This is a genomic window from Caballeronia sp. KNU42, assembly GCF_053760385.1.
The window spans coordinates 2199763-2221728 of record NZ_CM132388.1 but is presented as its reverse complement, the minus strand read 5'-3'; the positions used below and the strand labels follow the sequence as shown (position 1 = coordinate 2221728).

The following is a 21966-nucleotide window of genomic DNA, read 5'->3' as shown; positions in this document are numbered from 1 at the left end:
GACGAAACCAACCCGGCAGCCCGCAAGCTCATCGTGTCGACCCGGTATCTGATCGACGCGACCAATCACGTCCGTGCGCCGCGCCACATGTTCAACTTTGCACACCCGTTCGCGGAGCGCGAAATGCGCCGCGAATAAGACCGCTGGTTCTCTGTAGCGCTTGCGAAACGCCGAGCGGCAGCATCACGCCGGCCGCCGTTGCGATCAGCAGCAACGCATAGGCATTCTCGACACCGGCTTTCGTCAACACGATGCGAATCCCGGCCGCCGCCATGATGTGCATGACATAGATGTCCATCGAACGTTGCCCGCACAGCGCGAGCGGCGCTTTTGCCGGCGTCCGGTTCGCCCAGTAGCAGACGATCATGATGATTCCCATGCCGAAGATCGCGGCGGGCAGCGCTTGCCACGAATAGACGGGCGCCACGTTCCAGATCGCGTGGATCGCCAGCCCGAATGCGCCGCAGCAGATAACGAACGATTTCCAGTGTGCGAAAGACGCTATGTGTCGATCGAGTCGCGGTCCGATCGCCGCGCCCGCTGCGAAGAAAACGCCCATTTTCATGGTGGTCGAGAAAATGGAGTCGGGCACCGCCGTGCTGAACGCGAGCGCCAGGACCGCGATCACCATGAGCGCCGGACCGCGCCGGCCGCACGCAAACGCGACCAATTGCCAGATCATCAGCGCATAGAGGAACCAGAACTGACCGATCGGCGCATAGAAGAGTTTCGGCCAGTCGGACAACGCGAGCGAGTGATTGGTCGAATGGGCCATCGCGATCTGCACGCCGCCTTGAATGATCGACCATACGAAATACGGCACGACGATCGACATGAACTTCGAGCCGATGAACGAGCCGCGGCCTTTCTCGAGCGCCGGCCAGACGTAGAGCCCGGCCAGCAGGAAAAACAGCGGCATGTGGAACGTGTAGAGCGTGAAATCGATCTGCGCGAACGGATAGTTCGCCGGCAACAAATGCGCATCGGACAAGCCGCGCTGGACGTGCCCGAAGACGACAAGGCAAATCCCCAGGCCGCGCGTACAGTCAAGGAAGGTGTTACGCATGTCGATGTGCTCCTCGGATCGATTAGTTGATTGACGCTTGGGCAGACATGTCTGCTCGCTCTGTTCCGGCTCCCAGGCGCACGCGATCCCCGACGCAAGGTGCGTCATGAGGAGAGGCGGTTTAATGCGACACAGCATGAAAAAGAAATGCTCTGGGACGTGCTGGAATGCAGGCGCGCGGACAGCTTCGCGGCAGAGGAAAGATAGGGTGCTTTGAGGGGAGGTTCTGTTCCCTGGCGTACGTATCAGTTAATTAAATCTCAGTGACTTTTTCAGTTATTTACCGCGCAGACAGAAAAATTCTCTAAATTACGGGCCGGTATGCGCAAGAATATCTAACAACTCCCTTACGCGCTTTCCGCGGCGGTCACCGTTCTGTAACTTTATTCCGGCTTCACCGCGAACGCTGGCAGCGGGAAGGGCCGTTGCTTCGGGACGTGCCGTTGTCATTTGTAGGTCTTTTTTCGGCTGCCGCCACTCGCGCCGCATCCGGCGCGTTTCGCGGCGCAATATGTCATTCCGTCGCAAACCGATAGCGACGCGCGAGGCGAACGCCGACCATGAGCATCATCGAAATCTCCTCCCTACGGATAAGGACGATCATCATGCTCATCGAAATTTTTCAGCACACACCGCACTGGGTCTGGTGGCTGCTCGCCGCCTTGTTTTCCCTTGGCGTCTCCCAAACGAAGCCACAGCAAAAGACGCTTCGCAAAGCCACGGTGATTCCCCTCGCGATGGCTGCGCTGTCCTTTTATGGCGTGGTGTCAGTCTTCGCCGCGCAGTCCATCGCGCTGGTCGCGTGGGCAGCGGCGATGCTCGCGGCGCTTTCGATATCGCACGCTGCCGGCATAGGCAGCAAGGCGCGATGGCTTGCCGCCGAGCAGCGTTTGCTCGTGCCCGGAAGCTGGGTTCCGCTCGTGCTGATCCTTGGCCTGTTCATCATCAAATTCGGCGCCAACGTCATGCTGGCGATGCATCCCGATCTGAGTGTCGACAGGCTGTTCGCGGTATCGGTGAGTTTGGCGTACGGCGCCTTCAGCGGCATCTTCCTCGCACGCGGCCTCGCGATGTGGCGCGTCGCCCGGCAGGCCGAGCCGTCCAGCATGGCTTATTGAGCGGCCTTGCCCAGCCCAATGCTGAAAACCAGCTTCTTCGGATAACCTACGAATCTGCAAGTCAAAGAGCGCGACGATCTGCCTTGCCGTTATGGCCTTGTGCATCCGATCACCAGCTACAACCCGCTACGCGTAGAATCCGCGCAATGGGTCGATCTGCTGCGTGACGTGGCTGGTGCGCGCAGCGTGTCCGCGATCCTCGGATACTTGTTCAAGCCTCCCGCTGGGCTCCGCACGGCGAAGGCAATACGACCGCCGAACTGCGCGCGCGGACGCGGGCAGTTGAACAACCGGATGGCACAAGCCGCGCCTGAATCACCGCATACCACCACTGCCCACTGCATGCGCCACGTTCCTCACACCGTCCTGAACCTGTTATGGCGCGAACTGCGGATCTTTATCCCGGTGACGGGTGCATCCACCCTGTTCTTTTACGTGCTGTATCGCGATTCGTTCGTGGACAACCTGATCTATTCGCTTTGCAGCGGGTTGTTCATCCAGGGATTGATCGAGGTGGGCCGCTATGGCCTCGCCTACCGGATTCGCAAGCGTTCCCCCGATAACTTCGACGCGCAGGGCAACTGGCCCGGCTGGGGCTTGATGATTCCCTGGATCGTGGTGTCGGGCATCGTGGGTTACGCCGCCGGGCACATGCTCGGCGATCTGCTGACCGGCATGCAGCACGCACCGGTCACGCGCATTGACAACCCGCGGCCGATGTTGCTGAGCATGACCGGCGTGTTCGTGTTTTCGCTGGGCGTCACGTATTTCTTCTATGCCCGAAGCCGCATGGCCGCGATGGAAACGCGCACCGAAGCCGCGCTGCGAAGCGCCGCGGAGAGTCAGCTCAAGCTGCTGGAGTCGCAGCTCGAACCGCATATGCTGTTCAACACGCTGGCCAATCTGCGGGTGCTGATCGCGCAAGACCCGCCGCGCGCCCAAGCGATGCTCGACCGGCTGATTGGATTCCTGAGGGCGACGCTCGATGCCTCGCGCTCGGGATCGGGATCACATTCGTTGTCGGCGGAGTTTGCGCGCATAGACGATTATCTGGAGTTGATGCAGACCCGCATGGGAAATCGCCTGAGCAGGCGGCTCGATTTGCCGGACGAGCTTCGCGCGCTGTCGATGCCGCCACTGCTGCTGCAACCTCTCGTCGAAAATGCCATCAAGCATGGACTTGAACCCACGGTTGCCGGCGGCTGGATTCGGGTGAGCGCGCAGCGTGAAGGCGGCACGCTCGTGCTCAGTGTCCGCGATACAGGGGCGGGGATTGGCGGCTTGCCGTCCGGTGGCAGCCGCTTTGGCATCCAGCAGGTTCGTGAACGGCTCGCCGCGTTGTACGGTAAGACCGCGTCGCTTGAGCTCGTTGCCGCTAGCGATGACGAGGGCGGTACGCTCGCTATCGTGCGGCTTCCTGTTTCTTGATTCCGTCCCGCTGAGTTGATTCCGTCTGCTGAGTTGATTTCGTCCGCTGAGTAAATTCCGACCGCCAACGACCATTCTGTGCCGATCATGAAAGCCACCGTACTGATTGCCGAAGACGAAGCTTTGCTGGCCGCAGACCTGCTGGCCCAGTTGACCCGGTTATGGCCGGACCTGCATTGCGTCGCGAGCGTGGCTGACGGGAAGACCGCGGTCGAACAGGCGCTGGCGCTGCAACCCGACGTGCTGTTCCTCGATATTCGCATGCCAGGCATGACGGGACTCGAGGCCGCTCAAGCGCTTGCAGAGGACTGGCCGGACGACGCCAAATCGTTTCCGCTGCTGGTGTTCGTGACTGCCTACGATCAATACGCACTGAAGGCATTCGAGCACGCGGCGGTTGACTACGTGCTCAAACCCGTGCAGCCCGATCGGCTTGAAAAAACCTGTGCGCGTCTGCAAGCGGCATTGAGGCAGAGGGCGCAACCGCAGGCAGCGGAGCAGTCGCTGGAAGCTGCCATCCACTCGTTGCGCGAACTCTTGCATGCCGATGCCGCAATGCCCCATGGCAACCCGACGGCCGCCAGCCCACTGCGGCTGATCCAGGCGAGCGCCGGCAATACGATAACCATGGTGCCGATCGCGGACGTGCTGTATTTCGAGGCCGCCGATAAATACGTACGGCTTGTCACAGCCGAACGCGAACACCTGATCAGGATCTCGCTGCGTGAACTGCATTTGCAACTCGATCCAGAGTGCTTCTGGCAAGTTCATCGCGGTACGATCGTACGGTGCGATGCCATCGCCAGCGCGTTACGCGATGACACCGGGAAACTCACGCTGACGTTGCGGGGCCACCCGGACAAGCTGAGCGTGAGCCGGCTTTACGCTGATCGGTTCAGGGGTATGTGATCAACCCCGCGCCGCTTACCCCCGCAGCCTGCGAAACTCCCCCAGCCACTCCGACAACACCGCCACCGCTTCGGGCGTCACCGCGTTATACAGCGAAGCCCGCAGGCCCCCAATCGATCGATGTCCTTCCAGGCCATGCAAGCCTGCGCGGCGGGCGTCATCGATGAACTGTGCTTCCATGGCCGCATCGGGCAGACGGAAGGCGACGTTCATGGTCGAGCGGCAAGCACGCTCGCCATGCACGCGATAGAAATCCGGCTCGGCATCGAGCGCACGATACAGCCGCTCCGATTTCACGCGGTTGATCGCCGCCATGTTTTCCACACCGCCTATTTCATCGCGCAGCCAGCGCGTCACCAGCATCAGCACATAGATCGCGAACACCGGCGGCGTGTTGTACAGCGAACGCGCCTGAATATGCGTCCGATAATCGAGCAGCGTCGGCAGTGTATGCGTTGCCCGTTGAACGAACTCATCGCGCAGGATCACCACGGTGACGCCGGCCGGCCCGAGGTTCTTCTGCGCGTGTGCATAGATCATCGCGTAACGGCTGATATCGAGCGGCGCAGCCAGCAGATTCGATGACATGTCGCAAACCAGCGGCACGTCGTGCAGTCCCGGAATGTCCGTAAATTCCAGCCCTTCGACCGTCTCGTTCGACACGTAATGCAGGTAGGCCGCGTCCGGTGAAAGATGCAGTTCGTCCGGCGCCGGCAAGCGGCGATACCCCTCCGTGCTGCCGTCCCACACCACACTCGTCGGCCCTTCGTGCAGCGCTTCGACCGGCGCCTTGGCGCTCCAGTAGCCCGACACAATGTACTCGGCATGCTTGCCGCTGCTGCGCAGGAAATTCATCGGCAGCATGGAGAATTGCAGGCTGCTGCCGCCCTGCATGAACAGCACATGGTAGTTGTCGGGGATATCGAGCAGCACACGCAGGTTGCGCTCGGCTTCATCGAGTACGCTGCGGAACCACTCGGATCGATGGCTCATTCCCAGCACCGACAGACCTGTCTCCGGCAACCTGTCGATGGCAACGCTCGTCTCGCGCAACACCGACGCTGGCAACGCGCCCGGTCCGCCGGAAAAATTCATGGTCTTGTTCATTCAGCCCGCCGTCCGGCGCGCGAGCATTTGCTCGAACGCATCGACGATATCTTGCACATGGGGGTTTTTGTGAGCGAGCACGCCGTTATCGCGCTCGTAGTGAGCGAGCATGGTCGCGTTGGCTTCGAACACGAAGACCTGACCGTCAGGCAGAAGTGTGAAATCGATGCCGCCATAGTCCAGGTCCAACCGCTCGCCGATAGCCTCAATGGCGTCCATCGCACGCTCGCCGAGTGCGGCACGCGGGTCTTGCAGGAAGCGCCGTTCCTCGTCGAGCTTCCAGGCGTGGCGTTCCATATCGGCGGAAAAATAATGCGCGATCCAGTGCGGCGAGATCACAAGATGATAAGGAAGCGGCCGGCGATCGACGTAGATCACGCGGTACTTGCGGTAGAAGCCATCGGCTGATTGGCAATCGCGAAACGCCGTCAGGTACTGGGCGCCTGCTTGCATCGATAACCGGCTTTCAAGTGTTTCCATTGTGTCGCACAGAACCAGGCCGTCGCCGCCATGAGCGGCAACGGGCCGGGCCAGCAGCGGAAACGTGACGGCGTGATCGGCGAGCAGCGAAGCGAGTGCGCCAACGCTTTGTACTTCGTATCGCACGCACGGCGCGGTCTGCACGTCATCAAGACCATCAAGCAGCGCGGGCAACCTGTGCCGCGAAGTCGGCGAGATCGCCGACTTCGGGTTGAGCAACGGACGCGAACACCGCGCCTCGAAACGCTCGAGCCTGCCTTCAAGCGGCGTAGCAATATCCGGATCACCGATTGCGTTGAAGACGAGATCGAAGGCGGGAAGCTGAGCGTCTTCGTCGTCGGCCGCGTAATCGATTGCGTACTTGATTCGACGATTCCTGGCGCCCGGCAACAACGCCTCGAAGGGCACATTTCCCGTGCTCTTACCCGCGCAAAGAATCAGGACGGAGCGAGTCCAGCCGGCAGTCTCCTCGACGAAAACCCGCTGGATTCCATAAGCGCGCTCGCGATAAACCTCCGCAAGGGCGGTGCTTCCCTCGTCGGCATAAATAGCGGCAAGGTTCTGGCACGCGACCGCGACATTCGGATCGAGCGTCAGCACGAGCGCGTACCACTGCGCGGCGGTTGCGTGATCGCCCTTCATGAAATAGCCCGTGGCGACGTCGCACAGGCCGTTCGTGCGCGCGTCCGGCGAACCGGTTGCATACGCATTGAGGGTATGCGCTGCGATCAGATGGGCGAGCGCGCCGAGTTCATCGCCGGCGTTTCTGCATGCATCAGCAAGCGTGCGATGAACCGATGGATCTGTCGATGCAGACGGTCGCGCGGGTGTGTCGTCGGGTTCTTGGGTCATCATGGCCTGGCTGTGCGCATCGGGATGTTCCATCAATGCGGGTTTCGCAGCATAGCCGCCTCGCCCGACATTCCGGTTACAGGCACGCAGGCCCCGATTACGAAAATTTACGCGCCGCTCGAACGCGCTCCCACTTCATTACGGCCCCACCGCCTTCACGATGATCTGGGCGTCCGCGTCCCGTTCGATCCGCTTCAACACCGGTTGCATGGCGATGAAATCCGCTGGCGTGCAAACCTGCTTGCCAAAGTTCGCCTTGAAATGGCGCTCTGCCTGAAACAGGTTCGTCGCGGGATCGAAGACATAACGCGATGAATAATCGAAGAACGCGTTCGTGAAACTGGCGTCGGTTGGGACGTCGGTGACGCGAACCGTTTTCGGCAGGGTGACTTGCGTGACTTCATCGAATGCGCCGCCGGTGCACATGAACGGCTGCGTCCGCACGCGCTCGGCGAGCAGGTTCTCGACCTGCGTGGCAATCCCGCCCGACAGGCTGGTGAGCGCGGGCAGGGCGGTCGTGCCCGTGGTCCACACGACATTGTCGAGTGTTCCATTGATGGTGGTCGTCAGCGGGCCGTTGCTTGCGTCCAGGTCGGTGGCGGCAAGCGTCGCGACACCGCGCAGGCCGGTCGCCCGAAGGCGGGTATCGGCGATCTGCTTGCGGCGCTCGGCAGTCGCGTGGAGCAGATTCGAACGCTCGGGCCCGGTGCTCCATCCGGCGTCTTCGACCTGATCGCCGAACGTGGCCGAGCCGTCGGGCGCCACGTCGATCTGCAAGCGCGCCGTGCGCGACAGCGGCTCGGTAGCGGGCGTGCGGGACAGCGTGCCATCGTTGACCAGCAGCGTAGGCCGGTCCATGTCCGCGAGCGGCAGATAGCCGAACTCGATGCTCAGGGCCGTCGAGTCGGCATACATGCCCAGCCCCGGCATCCACGTGATGACATGATTGATCGCACTGCCGCCATAGCCCGGCACGGAAGGCAGCGTATAGACCGAGCCGAGGCTGATCAAGGCCGGCTCGTTCTCGATACCCACTGCAGCCAGCAACGCACCGTAGAGCGCGACATAGTCCTTGCAGTCGCCATAGCGGTTGGCGAGGATATCGGCGGCCCGGTGGGGGATCGCAGGACTTTGCCCCAGGAACAGCGACACGTAGCGGATGTTGTGGCGCACCCAGTCGTAGAGCGTGGCCGCTTTGGCGCGTGGATCGGTCTCGTCGCGTGTGAGCGACTGCGCGAGGGTAAGTACTGCCGGATCGTTCGCGCTCGGATCGACGGTCCCGTCCCGGTAGCTCGCGGCAAAACTTCGGTAGTCCGGAAATGTCGACACCATCAGCCGGTCGCCGTACTGCGCATATCCGACCGAGCCCGCCTCCACACGGTCGTAATAAGCCCGGCTGTAGTCGAATTCGTAGCGCGTGCGGCCGCCCTGGGTCACCGGCGGCACGGCTACGTAGCCGCGCGCGTCGGCATAGAGCGGTTTGTCGGCGGGCAAGTCGAAGATCAAGCGCTGCTCTTGCACCGGGCCGCGACTGGGCTCGACGAAATAATCGAATTGCCCGGCGATGACAGGCTTCGACTGGGTCTTATGAAACCGCAGATGCACGATGGATCCCGTGCTCACGCCTGGAAAGACCACCGCTTTCAGGCGAGAGTCCTCGAACGTGGGGGCGCCTGCTGAACGCGGCTCCTGGATTTCGCGGATCTGATCGGGCGCCACGATGTGTTTGATGCCGTCGGAGCCGAGCGAGTAGGCGTCAGTGATCTCGATGGTCGAGGTCGATTTGTCGAACCAGATGTAGCGTTGCGCGATTTCGCCGACGCCCGCCGGCGTATTCGCGCGCAAGGTGGTTTCGTCGTCTTCTGTCAGGGAGCCGTCTTCCGCGACGACGAAGGTATGGACATCGCTGACCAGCGTGGACGGTTGCGCGGTTTCGATGGTGTCCGTGCCGAATGCCGGCGATCCAAGACATGCCAGCAACGCAGCCAGCAGCACGCGGCGTTTGACACCTGGTGATCTCGAACTCATGGAGGGCGGTTTTGCCTGCAGCGTCGACGGCTTATCTTATCTCACGCGATATCTCGCCCGGTATCCGCAACTGCCGGTGATCCTGGCGACGGGATATGCGCACGGAGATGTATCGAAGGACCGCGAAGAGGGGTACGCGGCGCTCGGGAAGCCGTTTCAGATAGGAGACATGGCGCGCACCGTGAAGGCTGCGCTGACGCGCCCGCAGGTGTGCCGTTTGAGACCGCGCGTGTCTCTTAACGCCGTTGCGATGTCACGTCCCAGTTGATATCGACGCAGAGGACCTGCAAGCCGCGCGGCGTATGCGCTGCGATGGACGCCGTCACGCACAGGTGCGCCTCGTTGATCGACAGATAGGGCGCCGTCAGATGAACGCGGTCCGGCGTGCGCAACGCTTCGATGAAATACGGCCGCCGTTCCCAGCTCGCGCCTTCCGAATGCAACAACGGCCGGAAACGCTTCGCGCGTTGCGATGCCCGCGTGACGGGCAAGACGTTATCGCCGATCTGCCGCCCCGATGAATCGAGCAGGAAGCATCGCGCCGTCTCGTGAAGCTGCAACAGCGTGCGGGTCGCATTGGCGAGCGTTTCGCCTTCGATCAGACGCGCCGCCGCCGTTTCCAGCGCACCCACATACGGCGCGAGCCGCGCCGACTGTGTACGTTCACGTGCGGCCACGCGTTCGCGGGACGCGGCGGATAACGCGTCCAGCACGCCTTGCGCGGCTTGCGGTCTCACCGCTTCCACGCTCGGACCCGCGAAATACGCGCCCTGCACGAAATCTACGTTGCATTCGAGCGCGATCAGCGCGTCGCGTTCGGTGCTCAGGCCGCCCATCAACACCAGTTGACCGGATTCGTGCAGCAGGGAAACGAGGCCCGGCAAGACACGCTCGATATGCGAATGTTCGCTCGCCTGCTGAAGTATGCAGCGGTCGAGCGTCACGATATCGGGCCGCAGATGCCACACGCGGTCGATATTCGAATGCTTCACGCCGAAGCCGTCCAGCGCGATGAGAAAGCCCGACTTGCGCAATGAATCGATGATCTCGGCGAAGCGCGTGGTCTCGCCGCCCGCTTGCTCGGGCACTTCCAGCACGACGCGCTGCGGCGGCAGTCCGATGTTTTTCAGCGATGCCAGCAGTGCGTCGCCGTAGCTCGTGTCCATCAATGCGGCGGGATGGAGGCTGAGGAACAGCCATTCGTCGTCGCTATCGAAGGAAAAAAAGTTGCCCAGATGCAGTGATTCGGCCAGCCGGCCGAGTTCGAGCAGATCGCCGCGCCTGGCTGCCTGCGTGAAGACTTCATGCGATGGCACTTGCTGTTCGGAATCGTCGCGGGCCCGCAGCGACGCGTGATAACCGATCGCGCGCCGATGGGACACGGAGAACACGGGTTGGAAAACGCTGAACACCGTGTATTCGCCGTACAGGACAGTGCGCCGCGAACCGTCGTCGCCGGCAACGGGACGAGGTGGCTGAAAGCGGGGAGGGTCGAGATCAACCATGCTCATGGTGGTTTTGGCAGGCGTTCGAACGCGGCTCGTGTGGGAGTAAACATCGGGGAAGCGCTAGTTTACAGGATAGGCCCGTCCCCTGAAGAGCAAGAAATATGCGCATTTGCCGGACAATTGAGATATTCCCGCTGAAACCGGTGCTGGCCGGGGCGGGGCGGCGGCCTTGGTTTTTATCGCAGAGGAAGGGCGAGGCCTTATGCACTTTTGTAGTGCGGTGCGCACGCAGAGATGATTCGCGATGGTGTTTTCGCTCGCGCCGGTGGACGGGTTTTGGTGGTTTCCGGGTTAGCGGTTGGGGTTAGTGCTCAGGTTGCCAGGTTCTTGCGGTAGCGGTCGGGGTCAGTGCCGGGTTGCTGCTTTCTGGGTTAGTGGTCTGCGTGAGTTGGCTCATTTCTTTATCACTATTAGCCACTGCGCGTGGCGGCGCGTCATTTCTTTGTCCAAAGCGACAAAGAAACGAAGCAAAGAAAGCGCTTTCAAAACGCGGGCTCATAAGTTGACCTAGCGTGCAGCCTCCACGTTTTTGGCACCCCAAAAGCACGGTGCTCGCCAGAGCGACGGATGTTTGAACCCCTCCTTCTCGCGAATTCTTACACGCACACGCTTCGCCCCGTACGCTCTCGGGCAAGCACGTGTGCCATGAAACCCGCACGGCCCCACGCGTATTTACCGCTTCAGGTCTTCGTGGGTTAGCTGCTGGATCGGCATGATCGATGCGATTATTTTTTGACGTTAGGGCCTCATCTATCCGAGGACCTTGTTTCGAGGCGGGTTGGCGACGTGGTTCGGCGTGCGTACAAATTCGGAGGATAGTTTTTCGCGGATAGCGCGGGGTGCACCTGTGGCAGGTTCAGTCACTGGTGGCGAAGCGTGTGGGTATCCGTGTTCGGAGAAGGAGGGTTTCACACATCCGTGGCTCTTGCGAGCACCGTGCTTTTGGGGTGCCAAAAACGTAGAAAGTGCACGCTAGGTCAACTTACGAGCCCGCGTTTTGAAAGCGTTTTCTTTGCTTCGTTTCTTTGTCGCTTTGGACAAAGAAATGACGCGCCGCCACGCGCAGTGGCTAATAGTGATAAAGAAAATAGCTCACTCACGCAGACCGCCAAGCCAAGCAGCAGCAACCCGGCATAGACCCCGACCGCTAACGCAGGAACCTGGCAACCCCGGCACGAACCCCGACCGCTAACCCCGACCGCTAACCCCGGAACCGGCCAGCCACTTCAAACCCACCAAACCCCCGTCCACCGGCGCGAGCAAAATCCCACCGCTAATGCGCTTCCGACGGATCAGTCTTCTTCGTATTCACAGCACGAATCTCCGGCCCAAGCTGCGCAAAAATCCACGCCGACGCAGCCGTAATAACGCCCACACAAAGGAACGTGGCATGAAAGGCCGGCAACGAATTCGTCTCGGTAACCTTCGGCAGAATCCCGGTAAAAGTCGCAAGCACCGCCCCGGCGATAGTCACGCCGAGACTCATCGACAACATCTGCACGAGCGAAAACAAACTATTGCCGCTGCTGGCGCCACCGGTTCCGAGGTCTTTCAGCGTGAGCGTGTTCATCGCGGTGAACTGGATGGAGTTGACGCCGCCGAAGAACGCCAGTTGCACAAGCCGCAGCCAAAGCGGCTGACCGGCGCTGGTGAGTGAGAAACTGGCCATCGTGAGCCCGACCAGCACCGTGTTGACCATCAGTACCTGGCGATACCCGCGCTTCATGATCAGGCTCGTCACAATCCGCTTCGACGCCATTCCCGCGGCGGCCACGGGCAGCATCATGAGACCGGCTTCAAAAGGCGAATAACCGAGGCTGATCTGCAACAGCAGCGGCAGCAGATACGGCATCGCGCCACTGCCTATGCGCGCGAACAGGTTGCCGAGCAAGCCGACGCTGAACGTATGAATCTTGAAGAGATCGAGCGAGAAGATCGGCTGCGCAACGCGCACGGCGTGCAGCCCGTAAGCGACAAAACACGCCATGCTCAGCACGAGCAACACGAGCACGATGGCGTGCTGAAGGCCGAGATCGGCGAGGCCATCGAGTGAGATGGTCAGCGCGACCATGCCGACCGCGAGCAGCAGATAACCGGCAAGATCGAAGGGCGCGGTGGACGGGTTGCGGCTATCGGTCATGAAGAGCCGCGTGGCAATACAACCGATCACGCCCACCGGCACGTTGATCAGGAAGATCCAGTGCCACGATGCAATCTGCACGATCCAGCCGCCGAGCGTCGGCCCGATAAGCGGCCCGATCAATCCCGGAATTGCAACAAATGACATGGCGCTGAGGTAACGTTCGGCTGGCACCACGCGCAGCAACGCGAGGCGTCCGACAGGCAGCAGCATTGCACCTCCCACCCCTTGCACCACGCGATAAACAACGAGCTGCATGAGTGAATGGGCATTCGCGCAAAGCAATGAGCCGATGGTGAAGATCAGGATCGCGCTGAAAAAGACGTGACGTGTGCCGAGTTTGTCGGCCAGCCACCCGGAAAACGGAATGACGGTGGCCATGGTCAACGAATACGCAATGACCACGCCTTGCATGCGAAGGGGCGCTTCACCGAGGCTTTTCGCCATGGCCGGCAGGGCTGTATTGACGATGGTCGAGTCGAGGGTCTGCATGAAGAACCCCGTGGCGACCAGCCACAACATGATGGTGAGCGATTGAGGCGAGGGTGTGGGGGCAACGGTCGAGCGGATTGTGTCGGGCATGAAAGGAGCCGGCGGAGGGAGTGCCGTGATTTTACGTGGATGTGAGTCATGATTGCGCGCGGATGTGTGCAGCAATCGGCGGGCCGCTTGAAACGTTCCTGAAACTGATTGGAGCGCCGGCGGTCCATAGCAATCGAGAGTGAACCCGTGGCGGTGTACAAGGAGCATGGCGATGAAAGTTGTCGAAGAACTCTGGCGTCTGGCGCAGGGCGATCCAGAAGCGCTTGAACATCTCACGGTCAGCGGCGACGAAAGGATACTGCCGTCGGTGTATCGGGTCAGTGCGTTGGCGGCGGCGAGCGTGGGCGCGTCGGCGTTAGCGGCGGCGGAGTGCTACAGGCATCGCACGGGGCGGCCGCAGGACGTGCACATCTACACCCGCCGCGCCGCGATCGCGTTCCGCAGCGAGCGCTATTTGCGCATCGGCGCGGACAACCCGCCGGAGCTGCGCGATCCGCTGATGGGTTTCTACGAGACGCGTGACGGCCGCTGGATCCAGCTTCATACGAACTTCAAGCATCATCGGGATGGAGTGATCAAGCTGCTGGGATGCACCAACGATCACGCCGGGGTCACGCAGGCCATCCGCAATTGGGACGGCGCAAGTCTCGACGATGCGCTCGCCGATGCCGGCCTGTGCGCCGCGCTGATCCGCACGCCGGAAGAATGGGCGCGCCTGCCGCAGGCTCAGGCGATTGGCGAAATACCGCTGCTGGAGATCGTCAAGCTCGACGATGCGTCGCCGGAAACAATAGGCCAGGGTGAACCGCAACGGCCCTTGTCCGACGTCCGCGTGCTGGATCTGAGCCGCATCATCGCGGGTCCGGTTGCAGGGCGAACGCTCGCCGAACATGGCGCCGATGTCCTGCTCATCAACGGTCCGCATCTGCCGAACATTCCGCCGCTGGTGATCGACAACGGTCGCGGCAAACGCTCGGCGACGCTCGATCTTCGCGATGAAAGCGGCCGCGAATCGCTGCGTGCATTATTGAAAGATGCCGATATCTTCCTGCAAGGCTATCGCCCGGGCGCGCTTGCCGCGCACGGATTTGGACCCGAAGAAGCCGCGCGACTGCGACCGGGCATCGTGTACGTGACGATATCGGCGTATGGGCACAAAGGGCCCTGGTCGCAACGGCGCGGTTTCGACAGCCTCGTGCAATCGGCGAGCGGGATCGCCTGGACGGAAGCGCAAGCGGCTGGTCAGACGCAACCTCGCCACTTGCCCTGCCAGGCACTGGATCACGCCACCGGTTATCTCGCAGCATTCGGGGCGATGATCGCGTTGCAACGACGCGCCACCGAAGGCGGAAGCTGGCATGTGCGCGTGGCGCTGGCGCGCACCGGACGCTGGCTGCAATCGATGGGTCTGGTCGACGATGGCCAGAACGTGCCCGATCCCCAACTCGACGATGTCCGCGACATGCTGCAAACCATCGCCTCGCCGTTTGGCACGCTGACGTGTACGCAGCCGCCTGAGCGCATGTCGCTGACGCCACCGTACTGGGGTTCGCCGCCGGTGCCTATTGGCACCCATCAGCCGGCTTGGTGGTAACTACTTGCGCAGTTCCGCGACGAAGTCGTAGTAATCGTTGCGGCAGTAGGTATCGGTGAGTTCGATCGGGCGCTGGTCGGCCGTATAACCCACGCGCGTGATCAGCAGCAGCGCGTCGTGCGGCGCGATGCCCATTTGCGCGGCGATTTCATCGGTCGCATTCACCGCGCGGAAATGCTGCAGGGCGCGCACGATCGACAGGTTGCGCTGCTCCAGAAAGCTGTAAAGCGAATCGCCAACGGCGAGCGGGTCGGGAATCAGCGCCGCCGGAAAGGTGGAGTTCTCAACGGCCATCACAATGCCGTCGGCCGTGCGCAAGCGGCGCAAGCGTGTCACGGCCGCCGCTGGCGATAACCCGAGCTGGATCACTTCATCGCGATTCGCGGGCTCGATCACGCGTGAGAGCCACTTCGAACCGGGGGTAAAACCGCGTCGACGCAGCATTTCGCTGAAGCTCGACAGCCGCGACAGCGGGTCTTCATAGCGCGGCGTGATGAACGAACCGGCGCCTTGGGTGCGCCGGATCAGCCCTTGTTCGACGAGCAACGCGATCGCTTTACGCGATGTAATCCGCGATACCCCGAGCGCCTCCGACAACACGCGCTCCGAGGGCAGCGCTTCGCCCGCGTTCCAGCGGTTGTCGTGGATCGCGTTGCCGAGCTTGCGGGCGAGCTGGAGATAAAGCGGGGTGTCACTGTCCGGGTCCGGGCGCAAGTCGCGCCAGCGGTCCTCCGATGTCGTGTTCATAGAGCGCTGGAAGTGGGGACCAAGGGCAGATTCTAAGACAAGCAGCGGGGTGACGGGGACTGAATGAGAAGCGGCACCCGTGGACAGAGGGAGATAAGCCCTTCGTTTATCCCCAGACAATCGCTTCGTTCAAGCCCATTTCGGCGAGGTCGGCGGCGCGCAGGGCGGCGTCGATATCGCAGAAAAATTCGTCCAGTTGTGGCGGTTCGACCGATGTGCCGGCGAGCATCGCATGCACTTGCCCGCGATGATGAATCTGGTGCTCGAACAGGTGTGCCAGCAGCCGCGTGCGTGTTTCCTGCTGTTTTGCGCGCGGGCGGAGGAGGGTCACGTGGCGCTCGAGGGTGTTGTCGGTGAGTTGAGCGCAGTAGTCGATAAGCCGCCGGTCTGCCAGCCGTTGCTCGCGCTGCAGGTCGGCGCAGGTATCGAAGGGTTCTTCCGGATCGAAGAAGGACATGATTTGTGGATGGGGCAGCTCTTGGCGCTGCTCGCGTTCGAGCGCATCGATGTAAAACCAGTCGACGGTCAGGTTGTGGTTGAGCGTTGCCTTGATCGACGGGAAGAAGCTCGTTCGATGCGCGACGAAATCCGCCTGGGTCAGCGAAGCGCACGCCTTCAATAGCCGATGGTTCGACCACGCGTTGTTATAGGCCATGCTGAGGAAGTGACGGGAGAGGAAGTCGGACATGGTGTTTTCGCTCGCGCCGGTGGACGGGTTTGGGGTTCTGGGACTAGCGGTTGGAGTCTATGCCGGGGTGCCAGGTTCCTGCGGTAGCGGTCGGGTTCATTGCCGGGTTGCTGCTTTTAAGGTTGGTGGTCTGCGTGAGTGAACTCATTTCTTTATCACTATTAGCCACTGCGCGTGGCGGCGCGTCATTTCTTTGTCCAAAGCGACAAAGAAACGAAGCAAAGAAAGCGCTTTCAAAACGAGGGCTCGTAAGTTGACCCAGCGTGCAGCCTCCACGTTTTTGGCACCCCAAAAGCACGGTGCTCGCCAGAGCGACGGATGTTTGAACCCCTCCTTCTCGCGAATTCTTACACGCACACGCTTCGCCCCGTACGCTCTCGGGCAAGCACGAGCGCCAAGGAAACCCGCACGGCATCGCGCGTATTTACCGCTTCAGGTCTTCATGGGTTAGCTGCTTGGTCGGGATGATCGACCCGGTTATTTTTGCTGGTGGGGCCTCATCTATCCGAGCACCTCGTTTCGAGGTGGGTTGGCGACGTGGTTCGGCATGCGTACAAATTCGGAGGATGGTTTTTCGCGGATAGCGCGGAGTGTCCCTTGGGCAGGTTCAGTCACTGGTGGCGAAGCGTGTGGGTATCCGTGTTCGGAGAAGGAGGGTTTCACACATCCGTGGCTCTTGCGAGCACCGTGCTTTTGGGGTGCCAAAAACGTAGAAAGTGCACGCTAGGTCAACTTACGAGCCCGCGTTTTGAAAGCGTTTTCTTTGCTTCGTTTCTTTGTCGCTTTGGACAAAGAAATGACGCGCCGCCACGCGCAGTGGCTAATAGTGATAAAGAGAATAGCTCACTCACGCAGACCACTAACCCGGAAAGCAGCAACCCGGCACTGACTCAGACCGCTACCGCAGGAACCTGGCACCCCGGCATTGACTCCGACCGCTACCGCAGAACCCTGGAAACCCGACCCACAACCGCCTAAGCCGTCGCCGCCCCACCCACCCCGCGCCCTGTGCGCATATACATCGCGACGGTTAACGCGACCCCCGCCGCCGACGCCACCGCGGCAAACAGATACACCGAGCTGAACCCAAACTCCCCCGCGACATACCCGGCCAGCGGCCCCGTCACGCCCAGCGACAGATCCAAAAACACCGAATACGCCGACAATGCCGCGCCGCGACTGGCTGGCGGCACAAGCCCGACCGCTTCCACGCCAAGCGCCGGAAAGATCAACGCGAAGCCAAACCCGGTCAGCGCAGCGCCGGCAAGCGCAAAGGCCGGATCAGCGGCAAGCCAGAGCATCAGCAACCCGACGCACTCAAACGCAAACGACACGATAGCCACGCGAAAGCCGCCAAAGACCTTGATCGTGTTGGCAAACAAGAGCCGCGAGCCGACAAACATCGTGCCGAACACGGTCAGCGAAAGCGCTGCATCGGGCCAGTTGTGCGCAGCATAAAACAGCGTGATGAACGTGGCGATCGAACCAAATCCCGCCGACCCTAACGCGAGGCCCATGCCGTGCGGCAGCACGCGAAAGAACACGCTGCGATACGACATGCGCTCGCCATGCACGATCGGTACAGCCGCCATGCGCGTGGCAAGCCAATACCCCAGGCCGCCGAGCGCAATCACGAGCACGCCCAGCGACGCAAATCCGAGCGAGCGTTCCATCGCCACGCCAAGCGGAGCGCCGATAGCGAGCGCGCCATACGTGGCAATGCCGTTCCACGAAATCACGCGTCCGCTGCTGCCGGTTCCAACCCGTCCAATACCCCACGTGATCGCACCGGTGCCGACCCAGCTTTCGCCGAAGCCAAGCACAAGACGGCCGACGATCAAGAGCCCCAGGCTCACCGAATGCCACTGCGACGCAAGCGCAGCGCTCAACAGCAGCACGCCGCTGATCGCACAGGCGGTCAGCCCGTACAACACCGTCTGTTTCGGTCCGATAGTGTCCGCCGTGCGCCCGGCGAGCGGCCGCGAGGCGAGCGTTGCGAAGTACTGGACGCTGATCGCCACGCCTGCCATCACCGATCCGTAGGCGAGATCCGTATGCACGAACCCCGGCAGCACCGCGAGCGGGACACCGATGGTCAGGTAACAAATGAACGTGAACGTGACGACCGAGACGATCCGCCCGGTAATGGCGAGATCGGCGCGTCGGGACAACGGGGCTTCGGTGGACATTGGGGTAAGTGCGGGGTTGATATCACTGAAGAAGCGTGATTCTCCCATAGGTTGAGCGCACATGTAGCACGCCGGACGCGTTTTCAGGACCCGCTGAATAGCGCAAAGGCTTGTTGGGAAAGGGCTTTCGGAAGGTTTGCGCAATTTTGAGATGTGCATGAAGAATATGCATCTCGACAACAGCCATCTGGCATAAAGCAGGCGAGCGGGAAACTCTTACCGGTTTTCTTCGGCCGCGGGCTGCCCGGTCAACTCCAGGGAGACATCGGCCATCAGCGCCTGCAACCAGGCCAGGTCGGTGGGCCTGCTAACCTCGGGCAAAGACATCAGGTAACTTTCGATCGGCGGAAACTCGATCGGCGATTCCATGACCACGAGCGGCAACAGCGCGGCGTAATGCAGCGCGAAGCGCCGCGTGGCGGTGAAGATCAGGTCGGATTGCAGCAGCACTTGCGGCACGAGACCGAAGTACGGAATGGTCGTGACAATGCGTCGCCGGATACCCGCACCCGCCAAGCCTATATCGATGGGATGACGCTTCGCGCCGCTGTAGGTGGTGGGCGCGAGATGCGCCGCGTGCGCATAGCGTGCCGTTGTCAGCGGTTCGCGTGCGAGCGGATGGCCTCGGCGCATGAGGCACACGAAGCTGTCGGTGAAGAGATCGCGGCGCACAAAACGTGGCTCGGGATTCTCCCAGTTGCCGATAACCAGATCGAGATCACCTTCATCGAGCGCGCGTTCGTGATCGAGCGTCGGCGTCAGCGACTCAATCTCCAGCCGTGCGTTCGGCGCCGCTACGCGGAACGCGCGAATCAGCGTCGGCATGAAGAAGTCGTTCAGGTAATCAGGCGCGGCGACCCGGAACGTGCGCCGTGACGTGGCGGGATCGAAGGCGCCATGCGGTGTGGCGACGAACTCGACCTCGCGCAGCGTGCGCTGCACGGCCGGCAGCAGCGACGCGCCGTACTCCGTCGGCACCATGCCCTGCTTGCCGCGCACGAGAATGGGATCGTGCAGCAGTTCGCGCAGCCGCCGCAGCGCCGTGCTGATGGCGGGTTGCGTTTGCCCCAGTTGCAGCGCGGCCTGGGTGACGCTGCGCTCGGTCAGCAGCGTTTGCAGCACGCGGATCAGCCAGATGTCGAGGGAATCGGCGGCGGAGCTGGCGTAATCGGCGGGATCGATTGGATCGGTCATGGAGCGCGGTCTTCGGGCGGACCCTTGGGGCTGGATGATGCGCAGCGTGATGCACATCAATTCGTCACGGGACGATCGGGCGTTGCGCACGTCCGATCGAAAATGCACTACTGCGCTACGTTAAGCCCGGCCGAACCCGCACGCCATAGCGTGAATGCTATGCATGGCATAGGGCAGGGGCTCGCCTGTTAGCCGGCGCGGCCCGACCCTGCCGAACCTCGCTATGCGCCGCTTCACACGGCCGGCGCGGTCCGCGGCAAATTGCTGATCCGCTGCACTTCTGCGCCCTCAAGCCAGTTCGGCGAACGGGCGACGTAGAGCACCATCGGAAGGGTGTCTTCGCCCCAGAACAATTGCTGGTTCACCACGAACGTCGGCACGCCGAACACGCCGAGTTCCACCGCGCGCTCGACATTGGCCTTCAACTTCGCCTCGACCTCCTCCAGCTCGATCATCTTTGCGCCGTCGGGCAGGCCCACGTGGCGACACAGGTCATCGAATCCTTGCTCGGTCGACGGATCGCGGCCTTCCTTCCAGATGAAGCGGAAAATCTCGCGGATGCAGCCAATTTCCCCGCCCGCCGCCACAGCGAGGCGCAGCGCCTTGCTGGAATTGAACGGATGCGACGGCGGCATCTTGAACGGAATACCGAGCTGTTCGGCGCGAAAGAGCGCGTATCGATAGATAAACACACGCTTTGGCGGAATGTTGCCCGGCATCGGCTGGCCCCAGTGCTTGAGGAGCTTTAGATAGTCGATAGGCAGGATCTCGAACGGCATGTTCGGCCACTTTTCGTGCTGTTCGAGCAGCAGGTACGAAAAGGGAGAGTTGAAATCGAAAAAAAAGTACGGCTGGCGCGGATCGATGGAAGGCGAGGCGCTCATATGAATCTCCCTGGTGCGTTGCTCGTCGCGGCAGCCGTCGAACCGGCTACCGTTGCTGCTTCTTTCGATATTACGTGGTGTGCTGAACGCTGTCTGCCTGAGCATCGAGTGCGGCGGCCTGGGCGATGGTCAGCCGCTGCCGCACAAAGCCAATATGCTCGCGCAGCACGTAGAACTGGTCGGCGTAGGCGAGCGGCATCTTCATCTGGTTCACCGCATTTTCGATGCCATCCACCCGCTCGATCAGCGCCTCGCGCTGGGCCGGTTCGGGGTCGCTCATGGCCTCGCGTTCAATGCCGATCAGCGCGCCGTAGATCTTGTAGATCCGCGATTTCACCCGCCACCGGTACAGCCCCGGCACGAGCCGCAAACCCGGAATCAGCACCACGATGATCGGCACCAGCAACACGATCACGCGATCGGCAAGACTCGCGATCCAGAACGGCAGCGTCCGGTACAGGAAGCTTTTACCCGACTTGTAGTAACGCTCGGCGTCGTCGCTGATATGGAACTCGTGCTGCAGCGGCGCGGGGAATTCGTTGGCCGTCTGCAGGAGGTTCGCGCGCCCGTGCACCTCCTTCGCGGCTTCGATCAACAGGTCGGACAGCGCCGGATGCAGGCCGTCGCGGGCGATCAGCTCGGCTGTGGGCGCAATCAGGTGGATGGGGTGCGGCGGCACGTTCTTCGCCAGATCGAGGGCGCCCATCGGCAAGAGGATCACCTTCAGGTACGGAAAGCGCCGCGCGTAGGCGTCGGCCTGGGTGAAATCGAAGAAATGGATGCCGGGCGTGCGAAACAGCTTGCCCATGGTCGGCGGCTGCGCGGAATCGCCGGTGAGAAACGCGGCGTCGATACTCCCGTCCATCAGCGCGCTGGCCGCGGCGTCGCCGCTCAGCGGCAGCAATTCCGTGTCACCGCCCGGCTCGATGCCATTCGCCTTCAGCACCGCCAGCGCGAGCGCGCGCGTGCCGCTGCCTTCGGTACTGATGGCGAGCCGCTTACCCTTCAGTTCTGAAAGCCGTGTCAGCAGCGGACCACGATAAAACACCGCCAGTGGCACATACGCAACGCTGCCGAGCGAGACCAGGTTTTCGTGCTTGTCCTGCGCGCCCGGCGCCGACATGCCGCCCTGCACGAAACCGACATCGACGTTCACCTTCGGATCTTCGAGCTTTTGCAGGTTATCGAGCGAACCCTGCGACTCCAGCACGTTCAACGTGACGCCGTTGCGCCCAAGGATCTTCTTGTACTGCTGCGCGTCGTTCCAGAACGAACTGCCCTTGGTTCCCGCCGACATCGTCAGCGTACTCGGCGGCGCGGGCTGGATCAGCCGCACGGCGAGATAGATCGCGGCGGCGCTGATCAGCAGGATGGGTCCGAACGATATCGCGAGGTCGCGCCACGAGATCGCGACGAAACGCGCCATGGTCGGAGCGATGCGCCGGGTGCGGAGTTTCTTCGGGGGTTCCTGAGCGGGAGGTTCTTGGCCGG

At 61.8% G+C, this 21966-nt stretch carries 17 protein-coding genes; 5 read left to right on the top strand and 12 right to left on the bottom strand.

The annotated features are described in order from the left end of the window. Window positions 1–91 precede the first annotated feature (91 nt). On the bottom strand, window positions 92–1066 hold the full coding sequence (locus ACSOSP_RS09810) for an acyltransferase family protein (protein ID WP_455306103.1): 975 nt from the start codon (window positions 1064–1066) through the stop codon (window positions 92–94). Window positions 1067–1671: 605 nt separating this feature from the next. On the opposite strand from ACSOSP_RS09810, the gene ACSOSP_RS09805 reads away from it, so the two are divergent. From ACSOSP_RS09805 to ACSOSP_RS09795, 3 genes are all read left to right on the top strand, one after another. Next, a complete protein-coding gene (locus ACSOSP_RS09805; RefSeq protein ID WP_455306101.1) occupies window positions 1672–2184 on the top strand; it encodes a DUF6622 family protein in 513 nt (170 codons plus the stop codon). A gap of 99 nt (window positions 2185–2283) precedes the next feature. Next, the gene (locus ACSOSP_RS09800) at window positions 2284–3612 is read left to right on the top strand and encodes a sensor histidine kinase (protein WP_455306099.1); all 1329 of its coding nucleotides are present in this window, start codon (window positions 2284–2286) and stop codon (window positions 3610–3612) included. An 87-nt stretch (window positions 3613–3699) separates the two neighbouring features. Next, entirely contained in the window at window positions 3700–4521 is an 822-nt protein-coding gene (locus tag ACSOSP_RS09795) for a LytR/AlgR family response regulator transcription factor (protein WP_455306097.1), read from the top strand. A gap of 15 nt (window positions 4522–4536) precedes the next feature. On the opposite strand, the gene serC is transcribed toward ACSOSP_RS09795, so the two are convergent. From serC to ACSOSP_RS09780, 3 genes are all read right to left on the bottom strand, one after another. Then, window positions 4537–5628, bottom strand: a complete 1092-nt coding sequence (gene serC, locus ACSOSP_RS09790; RefSeq protein WP_455306095.1) for a 3-phosphoserine/phosphohydroxythreonine transaminase — start codon at window positions 5626–5628, stop codon at window positions 4537–4539. Then, window positions 5629–6993, bottom strand: a complete 1365-nt coding sequence (locus tag ACSOSP_RS09785; protein WP_455306093.1) for a hypothetical protein — start codon at window positions 6991–6993, stop codon at window positions 5629–5631. 105 nt (window positions 6994–7098) lie between these two features. Then, on the bottom strand, window positions 7099–8988 hold the full coding sequence (locus ACSOSP_RS09780; protein ID WP_455306091.1) for a DUF3857 domain-containing transglutaminase family protein: 1890 nt from the start codon (window positions 8986–8988) through the stop codon (window positions 7099–7101). Here ACSOSP_RS09780 and ACSOSP_RS09775 point away from each other — a divergent pair. Beyond that, a complete protein-coding gene (locus tag ACSOSP_RS09775; protein ID WP_455306089.1) occupies window positions 8963–9256 on the top strand; it encodes a hypothetical protein in 294 nt (97 codons plus the stop codon). The two genes, ACSOSP_RS09780 and ACSOSP_RS09775, sit on opposite strands and share 26 nt — an antisense overlap. Here ACSOSP_RS09775 and ACSOSP_RS09770 read toward each other — a convergent pair. Together ACSOSP_RS09770 and mdtD are read right to left on the bottom strand one after the other, a co-directional pair. Continuing rightward, the gene (locus ACSOSP_RS09770; protein WP_031362744.1) at window positions 9225–10499 is read right to left on the bottom strand and encodes an EAL domain-containing protein; all 1275 of its coding nucleotides are present in this window, start codon (window positions 10497–10499) and stop codon (window positions 9225–9227) included. The genes ACSOSP_RS09775 and ACSOSP_RS09770 overlap by 32 nt on opposite strands. Before the next feature lie 1270 nt (window positions 10500–11769). Further along, window positions 11770–13218: a multidrug transporter subunit MdtD gene (gene mdtD, locus ACSOSP_RS09765; protein WP_455306087.1), complete on the bottom strand. Its 1449-nt coding sequence runs from the start codon at window positions 13216–13218 to the stop codon at window positions 11770–11772. Between the two features lie 172 nt (window positions 13219–13390). Here mdtD and ACSOSP_RS09760 point away from each other — a divergent pair, with 172 nt between their 5' ends. Continuing rightward, window positions 13391–14773, top strand: a complete 1383-nt coding sequence (locus ACSOSP_RS09760) for a CoA transferase (RefSeq protein ID WP_455306085.1) — start codon at window positions 13391–13393, stop codon at window positions 14771–14773. Here the strand turns inward: ACSOSP_RS09760 and ACSOSP_RS09755 are convergent, their stop codons facing one another. From ACSOSP_RS09755 to ACSOSP_RS09730, 6 genes are all read right to left on the bottom strand, one after another. Further along, window positions 14774–15520 (bottom strand): GntR family transcriptional regulator, encoded by a 747-nt coding sequence (locus ACSOSP_RS09755; RefSeq protein ID WP_031362741.1) that lies wholly within the window; start codon window positions 15518–15520, stop codon window positions 14774–14776. Between the two features lie 106 nt (window positions 15521–15626). Continuing rightward, a complete protein-coding gene (locus tag ACSOSP_RS09750) occupies window positions 15627–16208 on the bottom strand; it encodes a DinB family protein (RefSeq protein ID WP_455306083.1) in 582 nt (193 codons plus the stop codon). A gap of 974 nt (window positions 16209–17182) precedes the next feature. Beyond that, window positions 17183–18397: an MFS transporter gene (locus ACSOSP_RS09745; protein WP_455306081.1), complete on the bottom strand. Its 1215-nt coding sequence runs from the start codon at window positions 18395–18397 to the stop codon at window positions 17183–17185. A gap of 216 nt (window positions 18398–18613) precedes the next feature. Then, window positions 18614–19591 carry a LysR family transcriptional regulator gene (locus ACSOSP_RS09740; protein ID WP_455306079.1) on the bottom strand — a complete coding sequence of 326 codons (978 nt, stop codon included), beginning with the start codon at window positions 19589–19591 and terminating at the stop codon, window positions 18614–18616. Between the two features lie 233 nt (window positions 19592–19824). Then, window positions 19825–20475, bottom strand: a complete 651-nt coding sequence (locus ACSOSP_RS09735; RefSeq protein ID WP_455306077.1) for a 2-hydroxychromene-2-carboxylate isomerase — start codon at window positions 20473–20475, stop codon at window positions 19825–19827. Between the two features lie 70 nt (window positions 20476–20545). Further along, entirely contained in the window at window positions 20546–21901 is a 1356-nt protein-coding gene (locus ACSOSP_RS09730) for a TAXI family TRAP transporter solute-binding subunit (protein WP_455310912.1), read from the bottom strand. Between the last annotated feature and the right edge of the window lie 65 nt (window positions 21902–21966).